This window comes from Streptomyces sp. NPDC016677, from assembly GCF_055562815.1.
Genome location: NZ_JBVHEO010000014.1, coordinates 44150 through 64735, shown reverse-complemented (window position 1 = coordinate 64735; position 20586 = coordinate 44150). Strand labels below are relative to the sequence as shown.

The window sequence follows — 20586 nt, the reverse complement described above, 5'->3', positions numbered from 1 at the left end:
GCCGGTCACAGTTTCCCGCCCCGGCCGCCGTCCCGCCGCGCGGGCGCGATCAGCGTCGACAGGTACGGCAGGGGAGTGCCGTCGAGGTCGGCGGCCGGCCGGATCGACTCCTCCTCAAGGCCCAGCGCCGACCCCCACACGGCGTCGTCCAGCCGCCCGGTCTCCCGCAGCGCCTCGGCCACCTCGGCCGCCTGCCGCCCGAACTTGTACGCCACGACCGTCCCCGGCCCGTTCAGAGCGTCCTTCAGCACGGCGGCCCCCGCGGTGACCGGCACCAGCGTCAGCGGCTCGGTCCCCTCGGTCAGCACGGCCCCGGACCGCGCCGCGAGGTCCTGCATGGCGGTGATCCCGGGGACGGTCTCCACGACCGTCCCCGGCACGGACACGGCGACGGTCTGGGCGAGATAGGTGAACGTCGAGTACACGTTGGGGTCGCCGATGGTCGCGAAGGCGACCGAGCCGTGGGAGCGCAGCAGCCCGGCCACCGTCTCACCGGCCGCGTCCCAGGCGGCCTCGCGCCGCGCCCGGTCGCCGCGCTCGTTGAGCGCGAACACCACGCGGCGGATCTTCTCCGGCGCCACGTAGTGCAGGACGGTCGCCTCGGCCCGCCCCCGCTCGCCCGTGTCCATCACGGGTACGACGACGACCTCGGCGGCCCGCAGCGCGTTGACCCCCTTGACGGTCACCAGCTCGGGGTCGCCGGGACCGACCCCCACTCCGGTCAGCGTGTTGCTCATGACGTCCGGCACCTCTCCACGAACCGACGGGCGACACCGGGCTCGGACGCCCAGTGCGTGTGCAGATAGCTCGCGTGCACACCCCGCTGTACAAAACCCTCCAGGCGCCGTTCGGGCGCCCGCATCCCCCACGCCGGAGCCGCACCGGCCCCCGGCTCGATCACCGTCCGGTGGAACTCGTGCCCCCGCATCCGCGTCCCGGCGGCGGCCAGCGCGCTGTCGGAGACGGCCACGGCGTCCCGGTAGCCCAGCGTCAGCCGCTCGCCCATCCGCGCGGTGGCGTCCAGCACCCCGCACATCGGCATCCCGTCCAGCTCCCGGCACAGATACAGCAGCCCGGCACACTCGGCCGCGACCGGGGCACCGCGCTCCGCGAGCCGCGCGACCGACTTCCGCAGCGGCTCGTTGGCGGACAGCTCGGCGGCGTACACCTCGGGGAAGCCCCCGCCGATCACCAGCCCGTCCGTCCCCTCCGGCAACTCCTCGTCCCGCAGCGGATCGAAGGGCACGACCTCCGCCCCGGCGGCGGTGAGCAGCTCGGTGTGCTCCGCGTAGGAGAAGGTGAACGCGGCCCCACCGGCGACGGCGACGCGGGGACCCGGCTTGTCGGCCGGCCGAGCCGGGCGGTGGGCGGGCGAAGGCCCGGGGGTCCAGGGGGCGGGGCCCCCTGGCAGGGGCCCGGCGGACCGGGCGAGCAGCTCAAGGGCGTCCAGATCACACCCCCGTACCACCTGCCCCGCCATCGCCCCGACGGCGTCGACCGCTTCCGCCCGCCGCTCGGCGACCGGCACCAGCCCGAGATGCCGCGACGGCACCCCGACCGGCGCGGCCCGCCGCAGCGCCCCCAGCACGGGCACCCCGGTCGACTGCAACGCCTCCCGCAGCACAGCCTCGTGCCGGTCCGACCCGACCTTGTTCAGGATCACGCCGCCGACCCGCACCTGTGGGTCCCAGGAGACGAACCCGTGCACCAGCGCCGCCACCGACCGCGCCTGCGCCGACGCGTCGACGACCAGCACGACCGGCGCCCGCAGCAGCTTGGCCACGTGCGCGGTGGACGCCAGCTCCCCTTCCCCCGACGCCCCGTCGTACAGCCCCATCACGCCTTCGACGACCGCGAGGTCGCACCCGGCGGCCCCGTGCAGGAACAGCGGAGCGATCAGCTCCGCACCGCACAGGTACGCGTCGAGGTTGCGTCCCACGCGCCCGGTGGCGAGCGCGTGGTACCCGGGGTCGATGTAGTCCGGCCCGACCTTGTGCGGGGACACGGCGAGCCCCCGCGCGGCGAACGCGGCCATCAGCCCGGTGGCGACGGTGGTCTTGCCGCTCCCCGACGAGGGCGCGGCGACGACCAGCCGGGGAACGGAGGAGGTCACCACTCGATGCCCCTCTGCCCCTTCTGCCCGGCGTCCATCGGATGCTTGACCTTGGACATGTCGGTGACCAGGTCCGCGAACCCCACGAGCTTCTCGGGCGCGTTCCGCCCGGTGATCACGACGTGCTGGCTACCGGGCCGGTCCCGCAGCACCTGCACCACCTCGTCGGTGTCCACCCACCCCCAGTGCATCGGGTAGGCGAACTCGTCGAGCACGTACAGCTTGTACGTCTCGGCGGCCAGGTCCCGCTTGACCTGCTCCCAGCCCTCGCGGGCCTTCTCCTCGTTCGTCGAGTTGTCACCCTGGATGTCGCGCTGGACCCAGGACCAGCCCTCGCCCATCTTGTGCCAGTCGACGGACCCGCCCTCGCCGCTGGCGCCCAGCACCCGCAGCGCGTTCTCCTCGCCGACCTTCCACTTCGCCGACTTGACGAACTGGAACACCCCGATCGGCCACCCCTGGTTCCAGGCCCGCAGCGCCAGCCCGAAGGCGGCGGTCGACTTCCCCTTGCCGATCCCGGTGTGCACGACGACCAGCGGCCGGTTGCGCCGCTGACGGGTCGTCAGACCGTCGTCCGGAACCACACTCGGCTGTCCCTGCGGCATCAGGCCGCCCTCCTGTTTCCCTGTACGTCCTTGACCAGCCCGGCGATCGAGTCCGCCCGCAGCTCGTCCAGCGTCACGGCGGTACCGCCCAGCTCGCCCGCGAGCTGCCCGGCGAGCCCCAGCCGCACCGGCCCCGCCTCGCAGTCCACGACCACGGAGGCGACGCCGTCGGCCGCGAACAGCCGCGCCGCCCGTCCCGCCAGCGCCACCGGCTCGGGGCCACCGGTGGCCCGTCCGTCGGTCACCACCACGACCAGCGCCCGCCGCGCCGGGTCCCGCAGCCGCTCCACGCGCAGCACCTCGTGGGCGCGCAGCAGCCCGGCGGACAGGGGCGTACGCCCGCCCGTGGGCAGCGACTCCAGGCGGGCCGCCGCCGCGTCCACCGACGAGGTCGGCGGCAGCGCGACGTCGGCCGACGTCCCCCGGAAGGTCACCAGCCCCACCTTGTCCCGCCGCTGGTAGGCGTCGAGCAGCAGCGACAGGACGGCCCCCTTCACGGCGCTCATCCGCTGCCGCGCGGCCATCGACCCGGAGGCGTCCACCACGAACAGCACGAGATTGCCCTCGCGGCCCTCCCGCGTCGCCTGCCGCAGGTCGTCCCGCCGGATCACCAGCCCCGGCCCCGACCGGCCGCGCGCCCGCTGGTGCGGCGCCGCGGCTTGCACGGTCGCGGCCAGGTGCAGCTTGGTCAGCGCGCCCCGGGGCCGCCGGGCGCCGGTCGTCCGCCCGTGCTCGGTCCGCGCGCGCGAACGCCGCCCGGCGGCACCCTCGCCAAGACCCGGCACGCTCAGCACCTTGGTACGGAACGGCTCCGCGGCCGGCGCGGGCCGCTGCTCACCGGCCCCGCCGGACGGCTGCGGCTCGCCGCCCTCCCCGGCCTCGGGCCGCGCGGCGGTGTCACCGCCCCGCGGACCGTCGTCCTCGGGAGCCGGCTGCCCACCGCCCCCGCCCGGACCGCCGGGACCGTCGGGGTCGTCGTCCCCGTCGCCCCGGTCCCCGAACTCCTCCAGCGTCTCGTCGAGCTTGTCCTCGTCCAGCCCCGGCGCGTCGAACGGGTTGCGCCGCCGCCGGTGCGGAAGGGCCAGCAGCGCGGCCTGCCGCACGTCCTCCGCCAGCACCTCGGTCCGCCCGGCCCACGCCGCCAGCGCGGTCGCCGTCCGCGCCATCACGATGTCGGCCCGCATCCCGTCCACCTCGAACGCGGCGCAGGTCGCCGCGATCTGCCGCAGCGCCCCGTCCCCGAGCCGCACCGACGGCAGCAGCTCCCGCGCCGCCACGATCCGCGCCCGTACGGCGGCCTCCTCGTCGGCCCAGCGCGCCGCGAAACCGGCGGGGTCGTCGTCGTGGGCGAGCCGCCGCCGGACGACCTCCACCCGCTGGTCGGGCTCGCGGGAGGCGGCGACCTCGACGGTCAGCCCGAACCGGTCGAGGAGCTGCGGCCGCAGCTCGCCCTCCTCCGGGTTCATGGTCCCGACCAGCAGGAACCGCGCGGCGTGCCGCACCGACACACCCTCGCGCTCGACGTACGAGGCACCCATCGCCGCCGCGTCCAGCAGCAGGTCGACCAGGTGGTCGTGGAGCAGGTTGACCTCGTCGACGTAGAGAATCCCGCGGTGCGCGTCGGCCAGCAGCCCCGGCTCGAACGCCTTCACGCCCTCGGCGAGGGCCCGCTCGATGTCGAGGGCCCCGACCAGCCGGTCCTCGGAGGCCCCGACCGGCAGCTCCACCATCCGGGCCGGCCGCGCCTCGAAGGCCCCCGGCTGGTGCGGCCCGTCCGGGCAGGCCGGGTCGGGGGAGTCGGGGTCACAGGAGAAACGGCACCCGGAGACGACGTCCACCTGCGGCATCAGGGCCGAGAGAGCCCGTACCGCCGTGCTCTTCGCGGTCCCCTTCTCGCCGCGGACCAGGACGCCGCCGACCGCCGGGGACACGGCGTTCAGCAGCAGCGCGAGGCGCAGGTCGTCCTGGCCGACGACGGCCGTGAACGGGAACGGGGTCGTGATCACTGGTCGTCACCCTCCAAGTCGCCCTCAAGCTCCAGATACGTGGCGCGCAGCCGCTCCAGCGTCTGAGCGTCCGGCTCGGCCCACAGCCCCCGGTCCGCTGCTTCCAGCAGCCGTTCGGTGATCCCGCGCAAGGCCCAGGGGTTGGACTGCCGCATGAACTCCCGGTTCTCCGGGGCGAACACGTACTCCGCCGACAACTTCTCGTACATCCAGTCGTCCACGACCCCGGCCGTCGCGTCGTACCCGAACAGGTAGTCCACGGTCGCCGCCATCTCGAAGGCGCCCTTGTAGCCGTGCCGCCGCATCGCCGCCATCCAGCGCGGGTTGACCACCCGGGCCCGGAAGACGCGGTGGGTCTCCTCGCCCAGCGTCCGCGTCTTCACCTGGTCGGGGGTGGCGGAGTCACCGACGTACGCCTCGGGGCTCGCGCCCGTCAGATGCCGGACCATCGCCACCATGCCGCCGTGGTACTGGAAGTAGTCGTCGGCGTCGACGAGGTCGTGTTCGCGGGTGTCGACGTTCTTGGCGGCGACGGCGATCCGCCGGAACGCCGTCTCCATGTCCCCCCGGGCCGCCCGCCCGTCCAGCCCCCGCCCGTAGGCGTAGCCGCCCCACACCGCGTACACCTCGGCGAGGTCCGCGTCGGAGCGCCAGTTGCGGGCGTCGATCAGCGGCAGCAGACCGGCGCCGTACGCCCCCGGCTTGGAGCCGAAGACGCGTGCCGTGGCCCGCCGCCGGTCGCCGTGCTCGGCGGTGTCCTCGTCGGCGTGCGCCCGTACGTAGTTGGCGTCGGCGGGCTCGTCCAGCTCCGCCACCGCCCGTACCGCGTCGTCGATCAGCCCCACCACGTGCGGGAACGCGTCCCGGAAGAAGCCCGAGATGCGGACCGTGACGTCGATCCGCGGCCGGCCCAGCTCGGCCACCGGCACCACCTCGAAGCCGGTCACCCGCCTCGACGCGTCGTCCCAGACCGGGCGGCAGCCCAGCAGCGCCAGGATCTCCGCGATGTCGTCGCCCTGGGTGCGCATCGCGGACGTGCCCCACACGGTCAGGCCGACCGACTTCGGATACTCGCCCGTGTCCGCCAGGTACCGCTGGACCAGGGAGTCCGCCAGCGACTGCCCCACCTCCCAGCTCAGCCGGGACGGGATCGCCTTGGGGTCGACGGAGTAGAAGTTCCGTCCCGTCGGCAGGACGTTGACCAGCCCGCGGGTCGGCGAGCCGGACGGCCCCGCCGGCACGTAACCGCCCTCCAGCGCCCGCAGGATGTGCCCGATCTCGTCCGTCGTGCGGGCGAGCCGCGGCACGACCTCGACGCAGGCGAACTCCAGCACGGCGACCGCCTCGGGCAGTCCGGCGCCCAGCACCTCCCGCACCAGACCCGGCACCGCCGCCGCGTCCCAGCCCCGCGCCTCCATGCCCTCCGCGAACCGCCGGCAGAGCTGCTCCAGCAGGTCGATCGCGTCGGCGCCGGTCCTGGCCGGGCCGTCCACCAGCCCGGTCAGCTCCACCGGCACCTTCACCGCGGCGCCCGGCTCGGCCAGCAGCTCCTTCTCCACCAGCCCGAAGTGCGCGGCCAGCGCCGCCCGCAGACCGGGCAGCGCGTTGGCCTGACCGCCCCACACCTGCGAGGCGCGCAGCACCGCCAGGACGAGGTTGACGCGGGGCTCGCCCTCCGGACCGCCGCCCAGGATGTGCAGGCCGTCGCGGATCTGCACGTCCTTGATCTCGCACAGATAGCCGTCGATGTGCATGACGAACTCGTCGAACGCGTCGTCGTCCGGCTGGTCGTCCACGTGCAGGTCGTGGTGGAGTTCCGCCGCCTTGACCAGCGTCCAGATCTGCGCCCGCACGGCCGGCGCCTTCGCCGGGTCCAGGTCGGAGACGAGCGCGTACTCGTCGAGCAGCTGCTCCAGCTTGGCCAGGTCGCCGTAGGTGTCGGCGCGGGCCATCGGCGGCACCAGGTGGTCGACGACCGTGGCGTGGCCGCGCCGCTTGGCCTGGGTGCCCTCGCCGGGGTCGTTGACGATGAACGGGTAGATCAGCGGCAGGTCGCCCAGCACCGCGTCGGGCGCGCACCCGGCGCTCAGCCCGAGCCCCTTGCCCGGCAGCCACTCCATCGTGCCGTGCTTGCCCATGTGCACGATCGCGTCGGCGCCGAAGCTGTTGTCCAGCCAGCGGTAGGCGGCCAGGTAGTGGTGGGACGGCGGCATGCCGGGGTCGTGGTAGATCGCGATCGGGTTCTCCCCGAAGCCGCGCGGCGGCTGGATCATGACCACGACGTTCCCGAACTGGAGGGAGGCCAGCACGATGTCGTCGCCGTCCACGTACAGCGAGCCCGGCGGCTCGCCCCACGCCTCCAGCATCGCTTCCTTCAGCGACGGGTCGAGCGTCTCGAACCACGCCCGGTAGTCCGCCAGCGGCACCCGCGCGGGCGCCGCCGCCAACTGGTCCTCCGTCAGCCACTCCACGTCGTGACCGCCGGCCTCGATCAGCCGGTGGATCAGCTCGTCGCCGCCGGACGGGTACCCGTCGACCGCGTACCCCGCCGCCCGCAGCGCGTCCAGCACCCGCACCGCCGACGCCGGCGTGTCAAGACCCACCGCGTTGCCGACCCGCGAGTGCTTGGTCGGGTACGCGGTGAAGACCAGCGCCAGTTTCTTCTCCGCGTTCGCCTTGTGCCCCAGCGCCGCGTGCCGTACGGCGATCCCGGCGACCCGCCCGGCCCGCTCGGGGTCGGCGACGTACACCGGGACCTCGTCCGGTCCCTGCTCCTTGAAGGAGAACGGCACGGTGACCAGGCGCCCGTCGAACTCCGGGATCGCGACCTGCATCGCCGCGTCCATGGGGGAGAGGGCGGCGTCGGACGCCTCCCAGGCCGCCTTCGACGAGGTGAGGCAGAGCCCTTGCAGCACGGGCACGTTCAGGTCGGCGAGCGCGCCGATGTCCCACGCCTCCTCGTCCCCGCCGGCCGACGCCTGCGAGGCGTGCGTGCCGCCGGCCGCGAGGACGGTGGCGACCAGGGCGTCCGCCCGGCCCAGCAGCTCGTACAGCCCGGCGTCCGCGCCGCGCAGCGAACCGCAGTACACGGGGAGCGCGTTGGCGCCCTTCGCCTCGATCGCGTCGCACAGGGTGTCCACGAAGGCGGTGTTGCCGCTCAGCTCGTGGGCCCGGTAGAAGAGCACGCCGACCGTCGGGCGGCCCTCGACGTACGGGCGGTCGCCGTGGACGCCGTACTCCGGCATCTTCCGCGGCTCGTCGAAGCCCTCGCCGGTCAGCAGCACGGTGTCGGAGAGGAACCGGGCGAGCTGGGTGAGGTTGTCCGGGCCGCCCTCGACCAGGTAGCGCAGCGCCTCCGCGACCACGCCGGCCGGCACGGACGACTGGGCCATCAGCTCCGCGTCCGGCACGGACTCCCCGCCGAGCAGCACGGTCGGCAGCCCGGACGCCTTCAGCGCGGCCAGCCCGTCCTCCCAGGCCCGCTTCCCGCCGAGCAGCCGTACGACGACCAGGTCCGCGCCGTCGAGCAGCGCGGGCAGCTCCTCCTGGACGTCGACCCGGGTGGGGTTGCCGATCCGGTACGAGGCACCGGACGCGGCACGGGCCGCCAGCAGATCCGTGTCGGCGGTCGACAACAACAAGACAGTGCTCATACGGGCGCTCCCGGTGGAATGAAGGGCAGTCCTTGTGGCGCGCCGGACTCGATGAGCCGCCACAGCGCGTCCGTGTCCGCGTGCTGTTCGATCAGGTCGCCGAGCCGGTCGAGCTGCTCCTCGCGCAGCGCGGCGAACGAGGTGTCGGGGGCCGGCACGAAGCGGCGGCCCGCGGCGGCGGCCACCTCGCGCAGGAACGCCCGCCGGAACCCGTCCGACTCCAGCGAACCGTGCCAGTGCGTGCCCCAGGTCTGGCCGACCCGGCAGCCGTCCAGGAAGGGCTCACCGCCCTCCACGGAGGCGACCCCGTGGTGGATCTCGTACCCCTCGACCCGCTCGCCGAGGGCCTCGCCCACCGGCCGGGTGAGCGTCTTCTCACGGGCGAACCGCACCCGCACGGGCAGCAGACCGAGCCCGTCGACGTGCCCGGCGCGCGACTCGACGTCGTCCTCGATGTGCTCGCCGAGGAGCTGGAAGCCGCCGCAGACCCCGAGCACCGGCCGCCCCTCGGCGACCCGGCGCGCCAAGGCGTCCGCGAGCCCCCGCTCCCGCAGCCACTCCAGGGCCCGGACCGTCCCCCGCGTCCCCGGCACGACGACGAGATCCGCGTCGGCCAGCTCCTCCGGCCGGTCCACGAACCGCACGACGACACCCGGCTCGGCGGCCAGCGCGTCCACGTCCGTGAAGTTGGACATGAGGGGGACCGCGCAGACGGCGACCCGCAGCACGTCCTCGCCGACGGGGGCGGTGACCCGGGACTCCCGGACGGCGCCGCGCAGCGACACCGCCATCCCGTCCTCCTCGTCGATGCCGAGCCCGTGCCGGTACGGCAGCACGCCGTAGGCGGGCCGCCCGGTGAGCCCGCGCAGCATCTCCAGGCCCGGCTCCAGCAGCGAGACATCGCCCCGGAACTTGTTCACCAGGAACCCGGCGACCAGCGCCTGGTCCTCGGGAGCCAGCAGCGCCACCGTGCCGAAGAACGAGGCGAAGACCCCGCCGCGGTCGATGTCGCCGACGACGAGGACGGGCAGCCCGGCACCCCGGGCGATCCCCATGTTCACGATGTCGGTCCGGCGCAGGTTGATCTCGGCCGGACTGCCCGCCCCCTCACAGATCACCGCGTCATACGTGCCCCGCAGCTCGGCCAGGCACTCCAGTACGGTGCAGAGCAGTCGCTGCTGCCGCCCGCCGTGGTAGCCGCGGGCGCTCATCTCACCGACCGGCTTGCCCAGCAGCACGACCTGGCTGCTCTGTTCGCCGCCCGGCTTGAGCAGGACGGGGTTCATCAGCGCGGTCGGCTCCACGCGGCACGCCTGCGCCTGCATGGCCTGCGCCCGCCCGATCTCGGCGCCCTCCCGCGTCACGAACGAGTTGAGGGACATGTTCTGCGCCTTGAACGGCGCCACCTTCACGCCCTGCCGCACCAGCCACCGGCAGATCCCGGCGGTCACGACGCTCTTCCCGGCGTCGGAGGTGGTACCGGCGACGAGCAGACCGCCGTTCATGCCGTACGTCCTTTCCTCAGTCGCGCTCCCACGATCCGTGCGCCCGCGCACACGCCCAGCGCGAGCCAGCTCACGCGCCGGGACAGCCGTACCGCGCGGTCGATGTCGGCGACCCGCACGGCGCGTCCGCTCCGGTTGAGGACGGGCCGGTGCTCCACCCGGCCGCCGTAGGACAGCGTCCCGCCCAGCCGCACGCCGAGGGCGCCCGCGAAGGATGCCTCGACCGGGCCGGCGTTGGGGCTCGGGTGCCGGCCGGCGTCGGCCCGCCAGGCCCGTACGGCACCCCTCGGGTCGCCCCCGGCCGCCGTGGCCAGTACGGCGGTCAGCCGGGCGCCCGGCCAGCCGGCGAGGTCGTCGAGCCGGGCGGAGGCCCAGCCGTAGCGCCGGTAGCGGGGCGACTTGTGCCCGACCATCGCGTCGAGGGTGTTGACGGCACGGAAGCCGAGCAGCCCGGGGACCCCGGCCACGGCGCCCCACACCAGGGCGCCCACCACCGCGTCGGAGGTGTTCTCGGCGACGGACTCCACCACCGCCCGGGCGATCCCGTCGGCGTCCAGGGCCTGCGGGTCCCGTCCGCACAGGTGCGGCAGCCGGGCCCGGGCCCCCGCCACGTCCCCGGCCTCCAGTGCCCGCCCGATCGCGGACGCCTCCCGGGCCAGCGAGGTCCCGCCGACCACGGCCCAGGTGGCGGCGCCGGTCAGCGCGACGGAGGCGGCGGGGCAGGGGCGTACGGCACGGGCGGCCACGGCACCGAGGGCGACGGCGCCACCGGCGCACACGGCGGTGTGCAGGGCGCCCCGGCCCCGGTGGTCACGCCACAGCAGTTGTTCCACGGCACCGGCGGCACGGCCGAAGACGGCGACCGGATGCCCGCGGCGGGGGTCGCCGAGGAGCAGGTCACCGAGGAGGCCGGCGGCGGCGCCGTACGCGAAGACGCGTCCGGCACGCACGGGGATCAGCCGGTCACACGGGAGGCGGGAGAGGTACCGGGCCTGCGTTCCGGACGGCAGCCGAGCATCGCGTTATGTCCTCACTCAGGGTGTCCACGCCCTGGTTCGACGAGACCGGCGGTGAGAGTTCCTGGCTCCCGGGGAGTGCTCCCCGGTCACAGTGGCGGGACCGCGCCGGATTCGCACCGGGCTTCCTCTCCTGCCGCCGTACATGGCCCCGGAAGTCCACCACGGGCCGAGAACGCCCGTCAACTTGCCGTTGACCTGCGCGGGGGGAGTGTGCTGAGGCCCACACCGTGGACCGTTCGGGCTGGAGATGCCCTCGATCCGCCCGTCCCCGATGTCCCCGACGCCCGGAGACGGGGTGCGGACACGAAGCCGCCCTGCCGTAGGCACCCGTAGGGCACCCGGCAGGGCGGCGACAAGGGAGGCGAGGGGGAAGGGGGGAGGCTGGGAGGGGGGGCGTCAGGCCACGATCAGATAGATGCCGTACGCCACCGCCGCCGCGCACGCGGCGAAGCACACGTACGCGCCGGTGACCGCGAGGCCCGCGGAGCCGCCCCGCTCGGCGGCCCGCTCCTGGCGGGACAGGCCGGCGATGCCGAGGGTGAACAGGGTCACCAGGGCGACGGTGGCCACGAGGCCGACCCCGAAGACGGAGCCGAGGGCTGCCCAGTCGATCTTCATCGTGCTTCTCTTCTCCTGATGTCCGGACGGGACCGGCTCAGACGGGGGTGGCGGCCGAACGGGCGGCCGGGGCGTCGGGGGCCTCGGACGACTGGGCCGGGATGGTGGCCGAGAGCCCGCCGGTCACCGGAAGTCCGTCGTCCACCGGGAGCCCGTCCGTCGCCGGAGGTCCGTCGGCCGGGGTGCCCACCGGAGGCGGCGCCACGGCGGCCACCGCGGCGGTCACCACACCGGCCGGCTCCTGGGCGTCGTCCCCGCCGGTGACGTTGGTGTGGTCGACGACCTCGCGCCGCGAGATCCGCCAGATCGCGAAGCTGGCCGCGACCAGCAGCACCGCGACGAGCGCCGTGCCCCAGTCGCCCAGTCCGCAGACCCACTCGGCGAGCGCGGCGACCAGGGCCGCGGCCGGCAGCGTCAGCCCCCAGGCGACGAACATCCGCGTCGCCGTCGACCAGCGCACCACACCGCCCTTGCGGCCGAGGCCGGCGCCCATCACCGAACCGGAGACGGAGTGCGTGGTGGAGAGCGAGAAGCCCAGGTGGGAGGAGGCCAGGATGACCGTCGCCGCGCTGGTCTGGGCGGCGAAGCCCTGCTGCGGCTGGAGGTCGGTCAGGCCCTTGCCCATGGTGCGGATGATCCGCCAGCCGCCGAGGTAGGTGCCGAGCGCGATGGCGAGGCCCGCGGAGAGGATGACCCACAGGGGCGGGTCGGAGTCCGGGGTGAGGGCGCCGCCCGCCACCAGGGCGAGGGTGATGATGCCCATCGTCTTCTGCGCGTCGTTGGTGCCGTGCGCCAGCGAGACCAGCCCGGCCGAGGCGATCTGGCCGACGCGGTACCCCTTGTCGGCGGCCTTGCCGTCGGCCTTGCGGCCCAGCCGGTACATCAGCCGGGTGGCGACCAGTGCCGCGATGCCCGCCACCACGGGGGCGGCGATCGCCGGGAGCAGCACCTTGGTGACGAGGACGTCGCCGTGCACCGCGCCGACCCCCGCCGAGGCGATCGCGGCGCCGATCAGACCGCCCATGAGGGCGTGCGAGGAGCTGGACGGCAGGCCGACCAGCCAGGTCAGCAGATTCCAGAGGATCGCGCCGACCAGGGCGGCGAAGATGACCTCGGGACGGATGCCGGTCTCGTCGACGAGACCCTTGGAGATCGTGTTGGCGACCTCCACGGAGAGGAAGGCGCCCACCAGATTCAGGACGGCGGACATGGCCACCGCGATCTTGGGCTTGAGCGCACCGGTCGAAATGGTCGTCGCCATCGCGTTCGCGGTGTCGTGGAAACCGTTCGTGAAATCAAACGCGAGTGCGGTCACCACCACAATCGCGAGGATCAGCGAGAAGCTTTCCATTTACCCAGGCAATCGTTCGAGGTCATTGGCTGGACGAACGTAGGTAACCAGGGTGAACGGAAGATGAACTGGGAGGGGCGTGGTGGTGTCCGGAATCGGAGCCACCGCCCCCTGCCCCTGCCCCCTCCGGCCTCAGCCCCCCTGGGCGAACGTCTTCAGCCGGGCGAGGGACCCGTTGAACACGTTCTGGTCGCCCGGGAGCGGACCGGCGTTGTCGTACTGCCAGAACGTGTACGACGCCCAGCCGGCCGGCAGTTCACCCGCGCTCGGGGCGTCGTAGCGGGCGATCCACAGGGGGTGGTCCGCGGCGAAGGCGCGGCTGTTCCCGGTGCACGTCTTCCACCAGTGCGTGGTGGTGTAGATCACCGGCCGGCGGCCCGTGAGCCGCCTCACCTCGTCGCTGAACGAGTCGATCCAGGCCGTCATCCGCGCCTTGCTCAGCCCGTAGCACTTCTTCGTCTTGTCGTACGGGTTGTACTCGATGTCCAGCGCGGGCGGCAGGGTGCGGCCGTCGGCGCGCCAGCCGCCGCCGTGGCGCACGAAGTACGCCGCCTGGGTGCGGCCCGAGGACCTGTGCGGCAGCGCGAAGTGGTAGGCGCCGCGGATCAGGCCCGCCCGGCGCGCGCCGTCGTACTGCTCCTCGAAGTAGGGGTTGCGGTAGGTGTGCGACTCGGTGGCCTTGACGTAGGCGAACGTCGCGCCCTTCGCCCTGGCCCGGCCGAAGTCGACGGTCTTCTGGTGGGACGAGACGTCGTGCCCCTTCGGCCGGCCGGCCGCGGCCGAGGCGGACGCATCGGTGAGCGCGGTCCCGCCGAGGGCGAGCGCGGCGGCGCAGGCCGCGAGCAGCCGGCCCCGGCGGGACGGTATGAGGCGGGTGCGGTCACGGGCCATGATTCCCCCCGGAAATCCCCCGAAAATGGCAACGTGCATGACAAACCAGCCCGAGCGTACTCGAAGATCATCGAACGCTCACCGATCCCCGGCCAAGAGGAAGCCAGGGGCTGTTTGTCGTGATATGCACCCTCCCGGAGGCTCGGCTTCCGCCCTACAGTGCCCCGGCCTCCCGGCCCGCCTGGCAGGATCGCCGCAGCGCCGGTCGGCGGCGGGACCACTGGGGCGTACGGGACGCCCGGGAGGAGGCGGGATCGTGCGGGAGCCGCGGGGGAGATGTGTACGACCGGAGGAGGCCCGCGCCTGGGAGGCGCTGGTGGCCGCCGCCCGGCGCACGGTCGCCGACGGACTGGTGGTCGGCACCTCCGGCAACGTCTCGGTCCGGGTCGGCGACACCGTGCTGGTCACGCCCTCGGGCGTGCCGTACGACCGGCTCACCCCGGACGACGTCACCGGCGTGGACCCGGACGGGCGGCAGGTGCTCGGCGCGCTCGTCCCGACCAGCGAACTGCCCATGCACCTCGCGGTCTACCGGCACACCGACGCCCGCGCGGTCGTCCACACCCACGCCGTGCACGCGACGGCCGTCTCCACCCTCGTACCGGAGCTGCCGCTGGTGCACTACATGGCCGCGGCCCTCGGCGGACCCGTCCGGGTCGCCCCGTACGCGACGTACGGCACCGACGAGTTGGCCGAGAACATGCTCCGCGCCCTCGACGGCCGGACCGGCTGCCTCCTCCGCAACCACGGGACGATCACGTACGGCTCCTCCCTCGACCAGGCCTACGACCGCACCGCCCAGCTCGACTGGATGTGCCGCCTGTGGCTGACCGCCGCCTCGGTCCCCGGTCTGACCCCGTCCCTGCTGACGGAGGGGCAGGTCGCGGAGGTGGCGGAGCGGCTGCGCGGCTACGGGCAGCGAAGCTGAGGCGAGCCGGGAGGCCGGGAGGAGCGGTAGGCCGGGAGGAGCGGTGGGCCGGGAGGCGGGCCGGGGGGCGACGGGGCGCGGTAACGGCCGCGGTGACGGCCGGGGTGGCGGGACGGGGTGACGGCCGGGACGGTGCGGCCGGGTGCCGGGTGCCGGGTGCCGGGTGAGGGGTGCCGGGTGAGGGGCGAGGGGTGACCCGTCCGTCACCCCCAGCCGTCCTTCCGGTGGCTTACGGCGGAGCACGCCGGGAAACTGGGAGCTGTGCGCACCGTCACCGCAACGACCGCCGCCGTCACCGCGGCCCTGGCAGCCGGCGCCGCGAGCGTCGCGGCCGGCCGCCTCGCCAGCGACGCCGCCCTCAAGGCGACGCCCGGCCGGCCCCTGCCCACCGAGCCCCGGCTCACGGTGCACGGCACCGCCGCCGGACAGATCACCCTCACCCGGCACCTGGCCACGCTGCGGCCCGGCCGGTACGGCCTGGCCGGCGACGGCTCGCACGCCGTCGTGGGCCCTGTCCTGCCCGGTGCCCAGCACCCGGCCGACACCGTCGTCCGCCGCCTCGAAGGCGTCACGCACGGCACCCTGGAACCCGGCGACAAGGCCTGGCTCACCCCCAACCTGTACGTCGGCGACCCGGGCACCGCCCTGGGCCTCGCCCACACCGACGTCGAGGTCCCCGGCGACCTCGGCGCGCTGCCCGCCTGGTTCCTGCCGGGCGCCCGCGGCACCTGGATCATCGCGGTGCACGGCCTGGGCACCACCCGGGAGCACGCCCTGAACCTCATGGGCCTCCTCAACCGCCTGGAGTTCCCGCTCCTGGCCCTCGCCTACCGGGGCGACGCCGGCGCTCCCCGCCCGCCGGGCGGCCTGCGCCACTTCGGCGAGACCGAGTGGCACGACCTGGACGCCGCCGTCCGGTACGCCGTCGGCCACGGCGCCCGCGAGGTCGTCCTGCTCGGCTGGTCCACCGGCGCCACCATGGCCCTGCACACCGCCGCGCGCTCCACGCACCGCGACCGGATCTCCGGACTGGTCCTCGACTCCCCGGTCCTCGACTGGCAGACGACCCTGCGCGCCCTCGCCGCGGCCGGACGCACCCCGGGCGCGCTGCTGCCGCTCGCCGTCCGCGCCGCCCAGGGCCGCACCGGACTCGACTCCGCGCGGTCCGCCGGCCACGACCGCCTCGACGTCCCGGCCCTCGTCTTCCACGGCCCGGCCGACAGCGTCGCCCCCTGGCAGCTCTCCCGCCGCTTCGCCGACGCCCATCCCCGCCTGGTCGCCCTCCACACCATCCCGCACGCCTCGCACGGCGCGATGTGGAACGCCGCTCCCGACCGGTACGAAGAGGCCCTGCGCCGCTTCCTGACCCCACTGATGTAGCCCTCGCCCGGCTCTCTCGCTCGTTCGGCGCCCTGTTCCGGCCTTTTCCGTTCCCTTCCGCCCCCTCCCGACCTCTTCCGTCACGGGACCACCGGCCTCTGCGGCCCCTCCTGTCTCCAGGGCCGCGGGCCCCCGCACCGGACTTGTCCGTGCCCCGTCGAACCGTTCCGTTTGGGTTTTCGGACCGTCAACCGGAAGACTGCACCCGTGACGTCCCGTATCCCGCGCGACTCCAGGCTCCGACTCGTCCGCCCGCGACCCCTGGCCGCCGCCCCCAGAGCGATGAACCAGCGGCCACCGCGCCGCACCGCGCCGCGCCCTCCGGAGGGCACCCCCGCACGGTCGGAGCTGGCCCGCATGGCCCGCTCCGTCCTGGCCGACGCGGCCCGCGTCGCCCGCTGGGCCGACACCGCACTCGGTCCCGGCCGCGCGTGCGGGACCACCGACGGCAAGGCCACCCTCTCCGTCGCCTCCGCCGAACTCGCCGGCCGGGAACTGGGCCTGACCTCAGCTCAGGTGCAGGCCGACTGGGACATCGCCCGGCTCGCCGGACTGGTCGAGGTGCACGGCGGCAGCGCCCGCCCCGGCTGGCGGCTGCGCGCCTGGGACCGCGACGACAGCGCCGTACTGCGCGGCTGGGTCGCCCTCTTCGACGCCTGGTCGCTCGCCCACCCCGAGCCCGCCGGCCAGGAGCCCGCCGCGGTCGCCGAGGTCGTCTCGGCCATGCCCCAGGTGCTCTCCTTCCTCCAGCTGTCCGCCGGACCGGTACCCGTCGCCCAGCTCCTCGACCTCCTCCAGCAGCGCGTCACCGAACTGCGCACCGAGCGCTGCGAGGTCCCCTACGACGGCCCCCGGCCGGACCTGCCCGAGCAGCCCGAGCAGCCGGAGCGGCCGGAGGACGACGACACCCCGCTCGACCCGCTCCTGGACTGGGCCCTCGGCGCCCTCGCCTCCGTCGGCGCCCTCACCTACGGCGACGGACAGGCCACCCTCACCCCGCTCGGCAACTGGGCGGTCTGGGTCAAGCTGGAGCAGATCTGCGTCGCCGCGCAGAGCCCCGCCGGCAACATCGAGCAGGCGGCCGAGGACATGCTCCGCGGCTGTGCCCAGCTCCGCCCCAACGCGGCCCGCGCCGAGTACCGCGCCTGGCTCGCCGCCCGCCCCGTCGGCAGCGCCGTCACCGAACTCCTCAAGGCCGCCCGCGGCGAGGACGCCCTGCTGCGCGGCCTGGCCTTCGAGGCGCTGCGCGTGGTCGGCGCCCCCGCCGAACCCGACGTACGGGCCGTGGCCGACGAGCCGACCCTGCGGCCGTACGCCCTGCTGTGGCTGGCCGAGCACGACGGCGCCGACCCGGAGGACGCGCACGAGGTGCTCACCCGCCAGGAGGCCACCTGGCTGTGGGTCGACACCGCCGCCGCCGTCGCCGACCACGGCGAGGCCCCGATGCTCGTACGCCACCTGGAGTCCGCGATCCAGCCCACCGTCCCGATGCTGCTGGACGAGGTACGGGCCGTCGGACACCCCCGGACCGTGCAGGTCCTGGTGGCGCTGGCCGCCGCGCACCCCGACCCGGCGCTGGCCAAGGCCGTGCGCCGGGCCGCCTTCCAGGTCCACACGGGAGGAAGCTGACCGGCGCCCCCGCCGCTCAGGCGGGTATCCGCGGGGCGTACGTGCCGAAGCTCCAGATGTTGCCCTCCAGATCGCGGGCCATGTAGTCGCGCGAGCCGTAGTCCTGGTCGGCCGGCTCCATCAGGATCTCCACGCCGTGCGCCACGGCCCGCCGGTGGTGGGCGTCGATGTCGTCCACCACCACGTACACCCCGGTGTGGCCGGAGCCCTCCATCAGCTTGTCGAACCGGCTGCCGGTGCCCTTCGAGCCGAGCATCAGCGCCGCGCCGCCCAGCGCCAGCTCGGCGTGGACCACCTTGCCGTCCTCGCCCTCGTACACCGCCAGCTCCGTGAAGCCGAACGCCTCCTTCAGCTGCCGGATCGCCGCCTTCGCGTCCGCGTAGAGCAGCGCCGGGAAGATTCCGCCCGCCATGCCGATCACTCCCTCACGGGGCCGCTCCGGTCCGTGCGCGACGCGGGAAGACGCAGGAAAAAGTGGTTGCACGGCACCGTTAGACTGGCCTCATGGCCATTCTCCTCGCGCATTAGACGGCGGGCACGTCCTCAGCCGCCCCTCCCGCCACCCTCCCCACCGCCCTGGAGTCTGTCCGTGATCTCCGCCTCAGGTATCGAGCTGCGCGCCGGTGCCCGTGTCCTCATCGAGAGCGCCACCTTCCGCGTCGCCAAGGGCGACCGCATCGGCCTGGTCGGCCGCAACGGCGCCGGCAAGACCACCCTCACCAAGTGCCTGGCCGGTGAGGGCATCCCCGCCGCCGGCACCATCACCCGCTCCGGCGAGGTCGGCTACCTCCCGCAGGACCCGCGCACCGGCGACCTCGACGTGCTCGCCCGCGACCGCATCCTCTCCGCCCGCGGCCTGGACGTCCTGATCCGCAAGATGCGGGAGAACGAGCAGCGCATCGCCAACGGCCAGGGCGCCACCCGCGAGAAGGCCCTGCGGCAGTACGAGCGCCAGGAGACGGAGTTCCTCACCAAGGGCGGGTACGCCGCCGAGGCCGAGGCCGCCACCATCGCCGCCGCGCTCAACCTGCCCGACCGGGTGCTCGGCCAGCCCCTGCACACCCTCTCCGGCGGTCAGCGCCGCCGTATCGAGCTGGCCCGCATCCTCTTCTCGGACGCCGACACGCTCCTGCTCGACGAGCCGACCAACCACCTCGACGCCGACTCGATCGTCTGGCTGCGCGACTACCTCAAGACCTACCGCGGCGGCTTCATCGTGATCTCCCACGACGTCGACCTGGTCGAGACGGTCGTGAACAAGGTGTTCTACCTGGACGCCAACCGCTCCCAGATCGACGTCTACAACATGGGCTGGAAGCTCTACCAGCAGCAGCGCGAGGCCGACGAGAAGCGCCGCAAGCGCGAGCGCGCCAACGCCGAGAAGAAGGCCGCCGCCCTGCACTCCCAGGCCGACAAGATGCGCGCCAAGGCCACCAAGACGGTCGCCGCGCAGAACATGGCCCGCCGCGCGGACAAGCTGCTCAGCGGCCTGGAGGCGGTCCGGCAGTCCGACAAGGTCGCCAAGCTGCGCTTCCCCGAGCCCGCGCCCTGCGGCAAGACCCCGCTGACCGCCGAGGGCCTGTCGAAGTCGTACGGCTCCCTGGAGATCTTCACCGACGTCGACCTGGCCATCGACAAGGGCTCCAGGGTCGTCATCCTCGGCCTCAACGGCGCCGGCAAGACGACCCTGCTGCGCCTGCTGGGCGGGGTCGAGAAGCCCGACACCGGCAAGGTGATCGAGGGCCACGGCCTCAAGCTCGGCTACTACGCGCAGGAGCACGAGACTCTCGACCCCGAGCGCACGGTCCTGGAGAACATGCGCTCCGCCGCGCCCGACATGGACCTGGTCGAGGTCCGCAAGGTGCTCGGCTCGTTCCTGTTCTCCGGCGACGACGTCGACAAGCCGGCCGGAGTCCTCTCCGGAGGTGAGAAGACCCGTCTGGCCCTGGCCACCCTGGTGGTCTCCTCGGCCAACGTGCTGCTGCTCGACGAGCCCACCAACAACCTCGACCCGGCCAGCCGCGAGGAGATCCTCGGCGCGCTGCGCACCTACAAGGGTGCCGTCGTCCTCGTCACCCACGACGAGGGCGCCGTCGAGGCGCTCCAGCCGGAGCGGATCATCCTGCTGCCGGACGGCGTCGAGGACCTCTGGGGCGCCGACTACGCGGATCTCGTCGCCCTGGCCTGATCGTCGTCTTGTCTCCGACCGTCTTCCTCGCGTGATCGAAGGGATGATCCACGACGTATGGATCATTCGGCCGATCCGTGATCCACCATCTGTGTGAGATCTCCTCGTACCGAGGTGTGTCATACATCGATTTCACGGCCGAGTCACCCGTCCCCGGGGGCTCGGCCGTTTCACCTTTCTGACCAGCAACTTCGCCAGGGAACCCGTTCGGGTGTACGGACGCGAGATCTTGGAATTCGTGATTCCGCTTGTGGGGACGCGCTCCTGTCGTCACAACCTTGTCTCATCGACCTTGCCGAATGGGTGGCCATCAGGGCCCGGAGGGGTGATCATGAGGAGAACCAGAGCGCACTTCCCATGAGGAGGCACGGGTGGCCGAGACTCTGAAGAAGGGCAGCCGGGTGACCGGCGCCGCGCGCGACAAGCTCGCGGCAGACCTGAAGAAGAAGTACGACGCCGGTGCGAGCATCCGGGCGTTGGCCGAGGAGACCGGCCGCTCGTATGGCTTTGTGCACCGCATGCTCAGTGAGTCGGGCGTCACGCTGCGAGGGCGTGGCGGGGCGACCCGGGGCAAGAAGGCCACGTCGGCCTGATTCACCCCCGGGCGGCCCCTCGGCTCTTCGATGGTGGCCACCCGGTCGGAGATATGACCGACCGGGTGGTTACTGTGCAGTCACTTAAGTGCGCTGTACGGGTGTCC

At 73.7% G+C, this 20586-nt stretch carries 16 protein-coding genes and 1 riboswitch; of the genes, 5 read left to right on the top strand and 11 right to left on the bottom strand.

Annotated elements, in window-relative coordinates:
* Nucleotides 1-5 precede the first annotated feature (5 nt).
* The 10 genes from cobI to ACZ3IG_RS28515 form a co-directional block, all read right to left on the bottom strand.
* Nucleotides 6-737 (bottom strand): precorrin-2 C(20)-methyltransferase, encoded by a 732-nt coding sequence (gene cobI / locus ACZ3IG_RS28560; protein ID WP_467435629.1) that lies wholly within the window; start codon nt 735-737, stop codon nt 6-8.
* Nucleotides 734-2113, bottom strand: a complete 1380-nt coding sequence (locus ACZ3IG_RS28555; RefSeq protein ID WP_467435628.1) for a cobyrinate a,c-diamide synthase — start codon at nt 2111-2113, stop codon at nt 734-736. Before ACZ3IG_RS28555 ends, cobI begins: the two co-directional genes overlap by 4 nt.
* Nucleotides 2110-2718 carry a cob(I)yrinic acid a,c-diamide adenosyltransferase gene (gene cobO / locus ACZ3IG_RS28550; RefSeq protein ID WP_467435626.1) on the bottom strand — a complete coding sequence of 203 codons (609 nt, stop codon included), beginning with the start codon at nt 2716-2718 and terminating at the stop codon, nt 2110-2112. The genes ACZ3IG_RS28555 and cobO overlap by 4 nt, the downstream gene beginning before the upstream one ends.
* A complete protein-coding gene (locus ACZ3IG_RS28545) occupies nt 2718-4721 on the bottom strand; it encodes a putative cobaltochelatase (RefSeq protein WP_467435747.1) in 2004 nt (667 codons plus the stop codon). The genes cobO and ACZ3IG_RS28545 overlap by 1 nt, the downstream gene beginning before the upstream one ends.
* Entirely contained in the window at nt 4721-8377 is a 3657-nt protein-coding gene (gene cobN / locus ACZ3IG_RS28540) for a cobaltochelatase subunit CobN (protein ID WP_467435625.1), read from the bottom strand. Before cobN ends, ACZ3IG_RS28545 begins: the two co-directional genes overlap by 1 nt.
* A complete protein-coding gene (locus tag ACZ3IG_RS28535) occupies nt 8374-9882 on the bottom strand; it encodes a cobyric acid synthase (RefSeq protein WP_467435624.1) in 1509 nt (502 codons plus the stop codon). The genes cobN and ACZ3IG_RS28535 overlap by 4 nt, the downstream gene beginning before the upstream one ends.
* On the bottom strand, nt 9879-10832 hold the full coding sequence (locus ACZ3IG_RS28530; RefSeq protein ID WP_467435623.1) for a cobalamin biosynthesis protein: 954 nt from the start codon (nt 10830-10832) through the stop codon (nt 9879-9881). Before ACZ3IG_RS28530 ends, ACZ3IG_RS28535 begins: the two co-directional genes overlap by 4 nt.
* A 105-nt stretch (nt 10833-10937) precedes the next feature.
* Nucleotides 10938-11077, bottom strand: a riboswitch (cobalamin riboswitch).
* A gap of 220 nt (nt 11078-11297) precedes the next feature.
* A complete protein-coding gene (locus ACZ3IG_RS28525; protein WP_462707172.1) occupies nt 11298-11519 on the bottom strand; it encodes a hypothetical protein in 222 nt (73 codons plus the stop codon).
* Between the two features lie 37 nt (nt 11520-11556).
* A complete protein-coding gene (locus ACZ3IG_RS28520) occupies nt 11557-12870 on the bottom strand; it encodes an inorganic phosphate transporter (RefSeq protein WP_467435622.1) in 1314 nt (437 codons plus the stop codon).
* A gap of 132 nt (nt 12871-13002) precedes the next feature.
* Nucleotides 13003-13761 (bottom strand): lysozyme, encoded by a 759-nt coding sequence (locus ACZ3IG_RS28515; protein WP_467435621.1) that lies wholly within the window; start codon nt 13759-13761, stop codon nt 13003-13005.
* Nucleotides 13762-14014: 253 nt separating this feature from the next.
* Here ACZ3IG_RS28515 and ACZ3IG_RS28510 point away from each other — a divergent pair, with 253 nt between their 5' ends.
* The 3 genes from ACZ3IG_RS28510 to ACZ3IG_RS28500 all read left to right on the top strand — a co-directional run bounded on the left by ACZ3IG_RS28510 (nt 14015) and on the right by ACZ3IG_RS28500 (nt 17698).
* A complete protein-coding gene (locus ACZ3IG_RS28510; RefSeq protein ID WP_467435746.1) occupies nt 14015-14689 on the top strand; it encodes a class II aldolase/adducin family protein in 675 nt (224 codons plus the stop codon).
* A 261-nt stretch (nt 14690-14950) separates the two neighbouring features.
* A complete protein-coding gene (locus ACZ3IG_RS28505; RefSeq protein ID WP_467435620.1) occupies nt 14951-16069 on the top strand; it encodes an alpha/beta hydrolase in 1119 nt (372 codons plus the stop codon).
* Between the two features lie 207 nt (nt 16070-16276).
* On the top strand, nt 16277-17698 hold the full coding sequence (locus ACZ3IG_RS28500) for a hypothetical protein (RefSeq protein ID WP_467435619.1): 1422 nt from the start codon (nt 16277-16279) through the stop codon (nt 17696-17698).
* A gap of 16 nt (nt 17699-17714) precedes the next feature.
* On the opposite strand, the gene ACZ3IG_RS28495 is transcribed toward ACZ3IG_RS28500, so the two are convergent.
* Nucleotides 17715-18110, bottom strand: a complete 396-nt coding sequence (locus ACZ3IG_RS28495) for a VOC family protein (RefSeq protein WP_467435618.1) — start codon at nt 18108-18110, stop codon at nt 17715-17717.
* 177 nt (nt 18111-18287) lie between these two features.
* Between ACZ3IG_RS28495 and abc-f the strand changes: the two genes are divergently transcribed.
* Together abc-f and ACZ3IG_RS28485 are read left to right on the top strand one after the other, a co-directional pair.
* The gene (gene abc-f / locus ACZ3IG_RS28490) at nt 18288-19886 is read left to right on the top strand and encodes a ribosomal protection-like ABC-F family protein (protein WP_467435617.1); all 1599 of its coding nucleotides are present in this window, start codon (nt 18288-18290) and stop codon (nt 19884-19886) included.
* A gap of 371 nt (nt 19887-20257) precedes the next feature.
* Nucleotides 20258-20479, top strand: a complete 222-nt coding sequence (locus ACZ3IG_RS28485; RefSeq protein ID WP_003976983.1) for a helix-turn-helix domain-containing protein — start codon at nt 20258-20260, stop codon at nt 20477-20479.
* Nucleotides 20480-20586 lie beyond the last annotated feature (107 nt).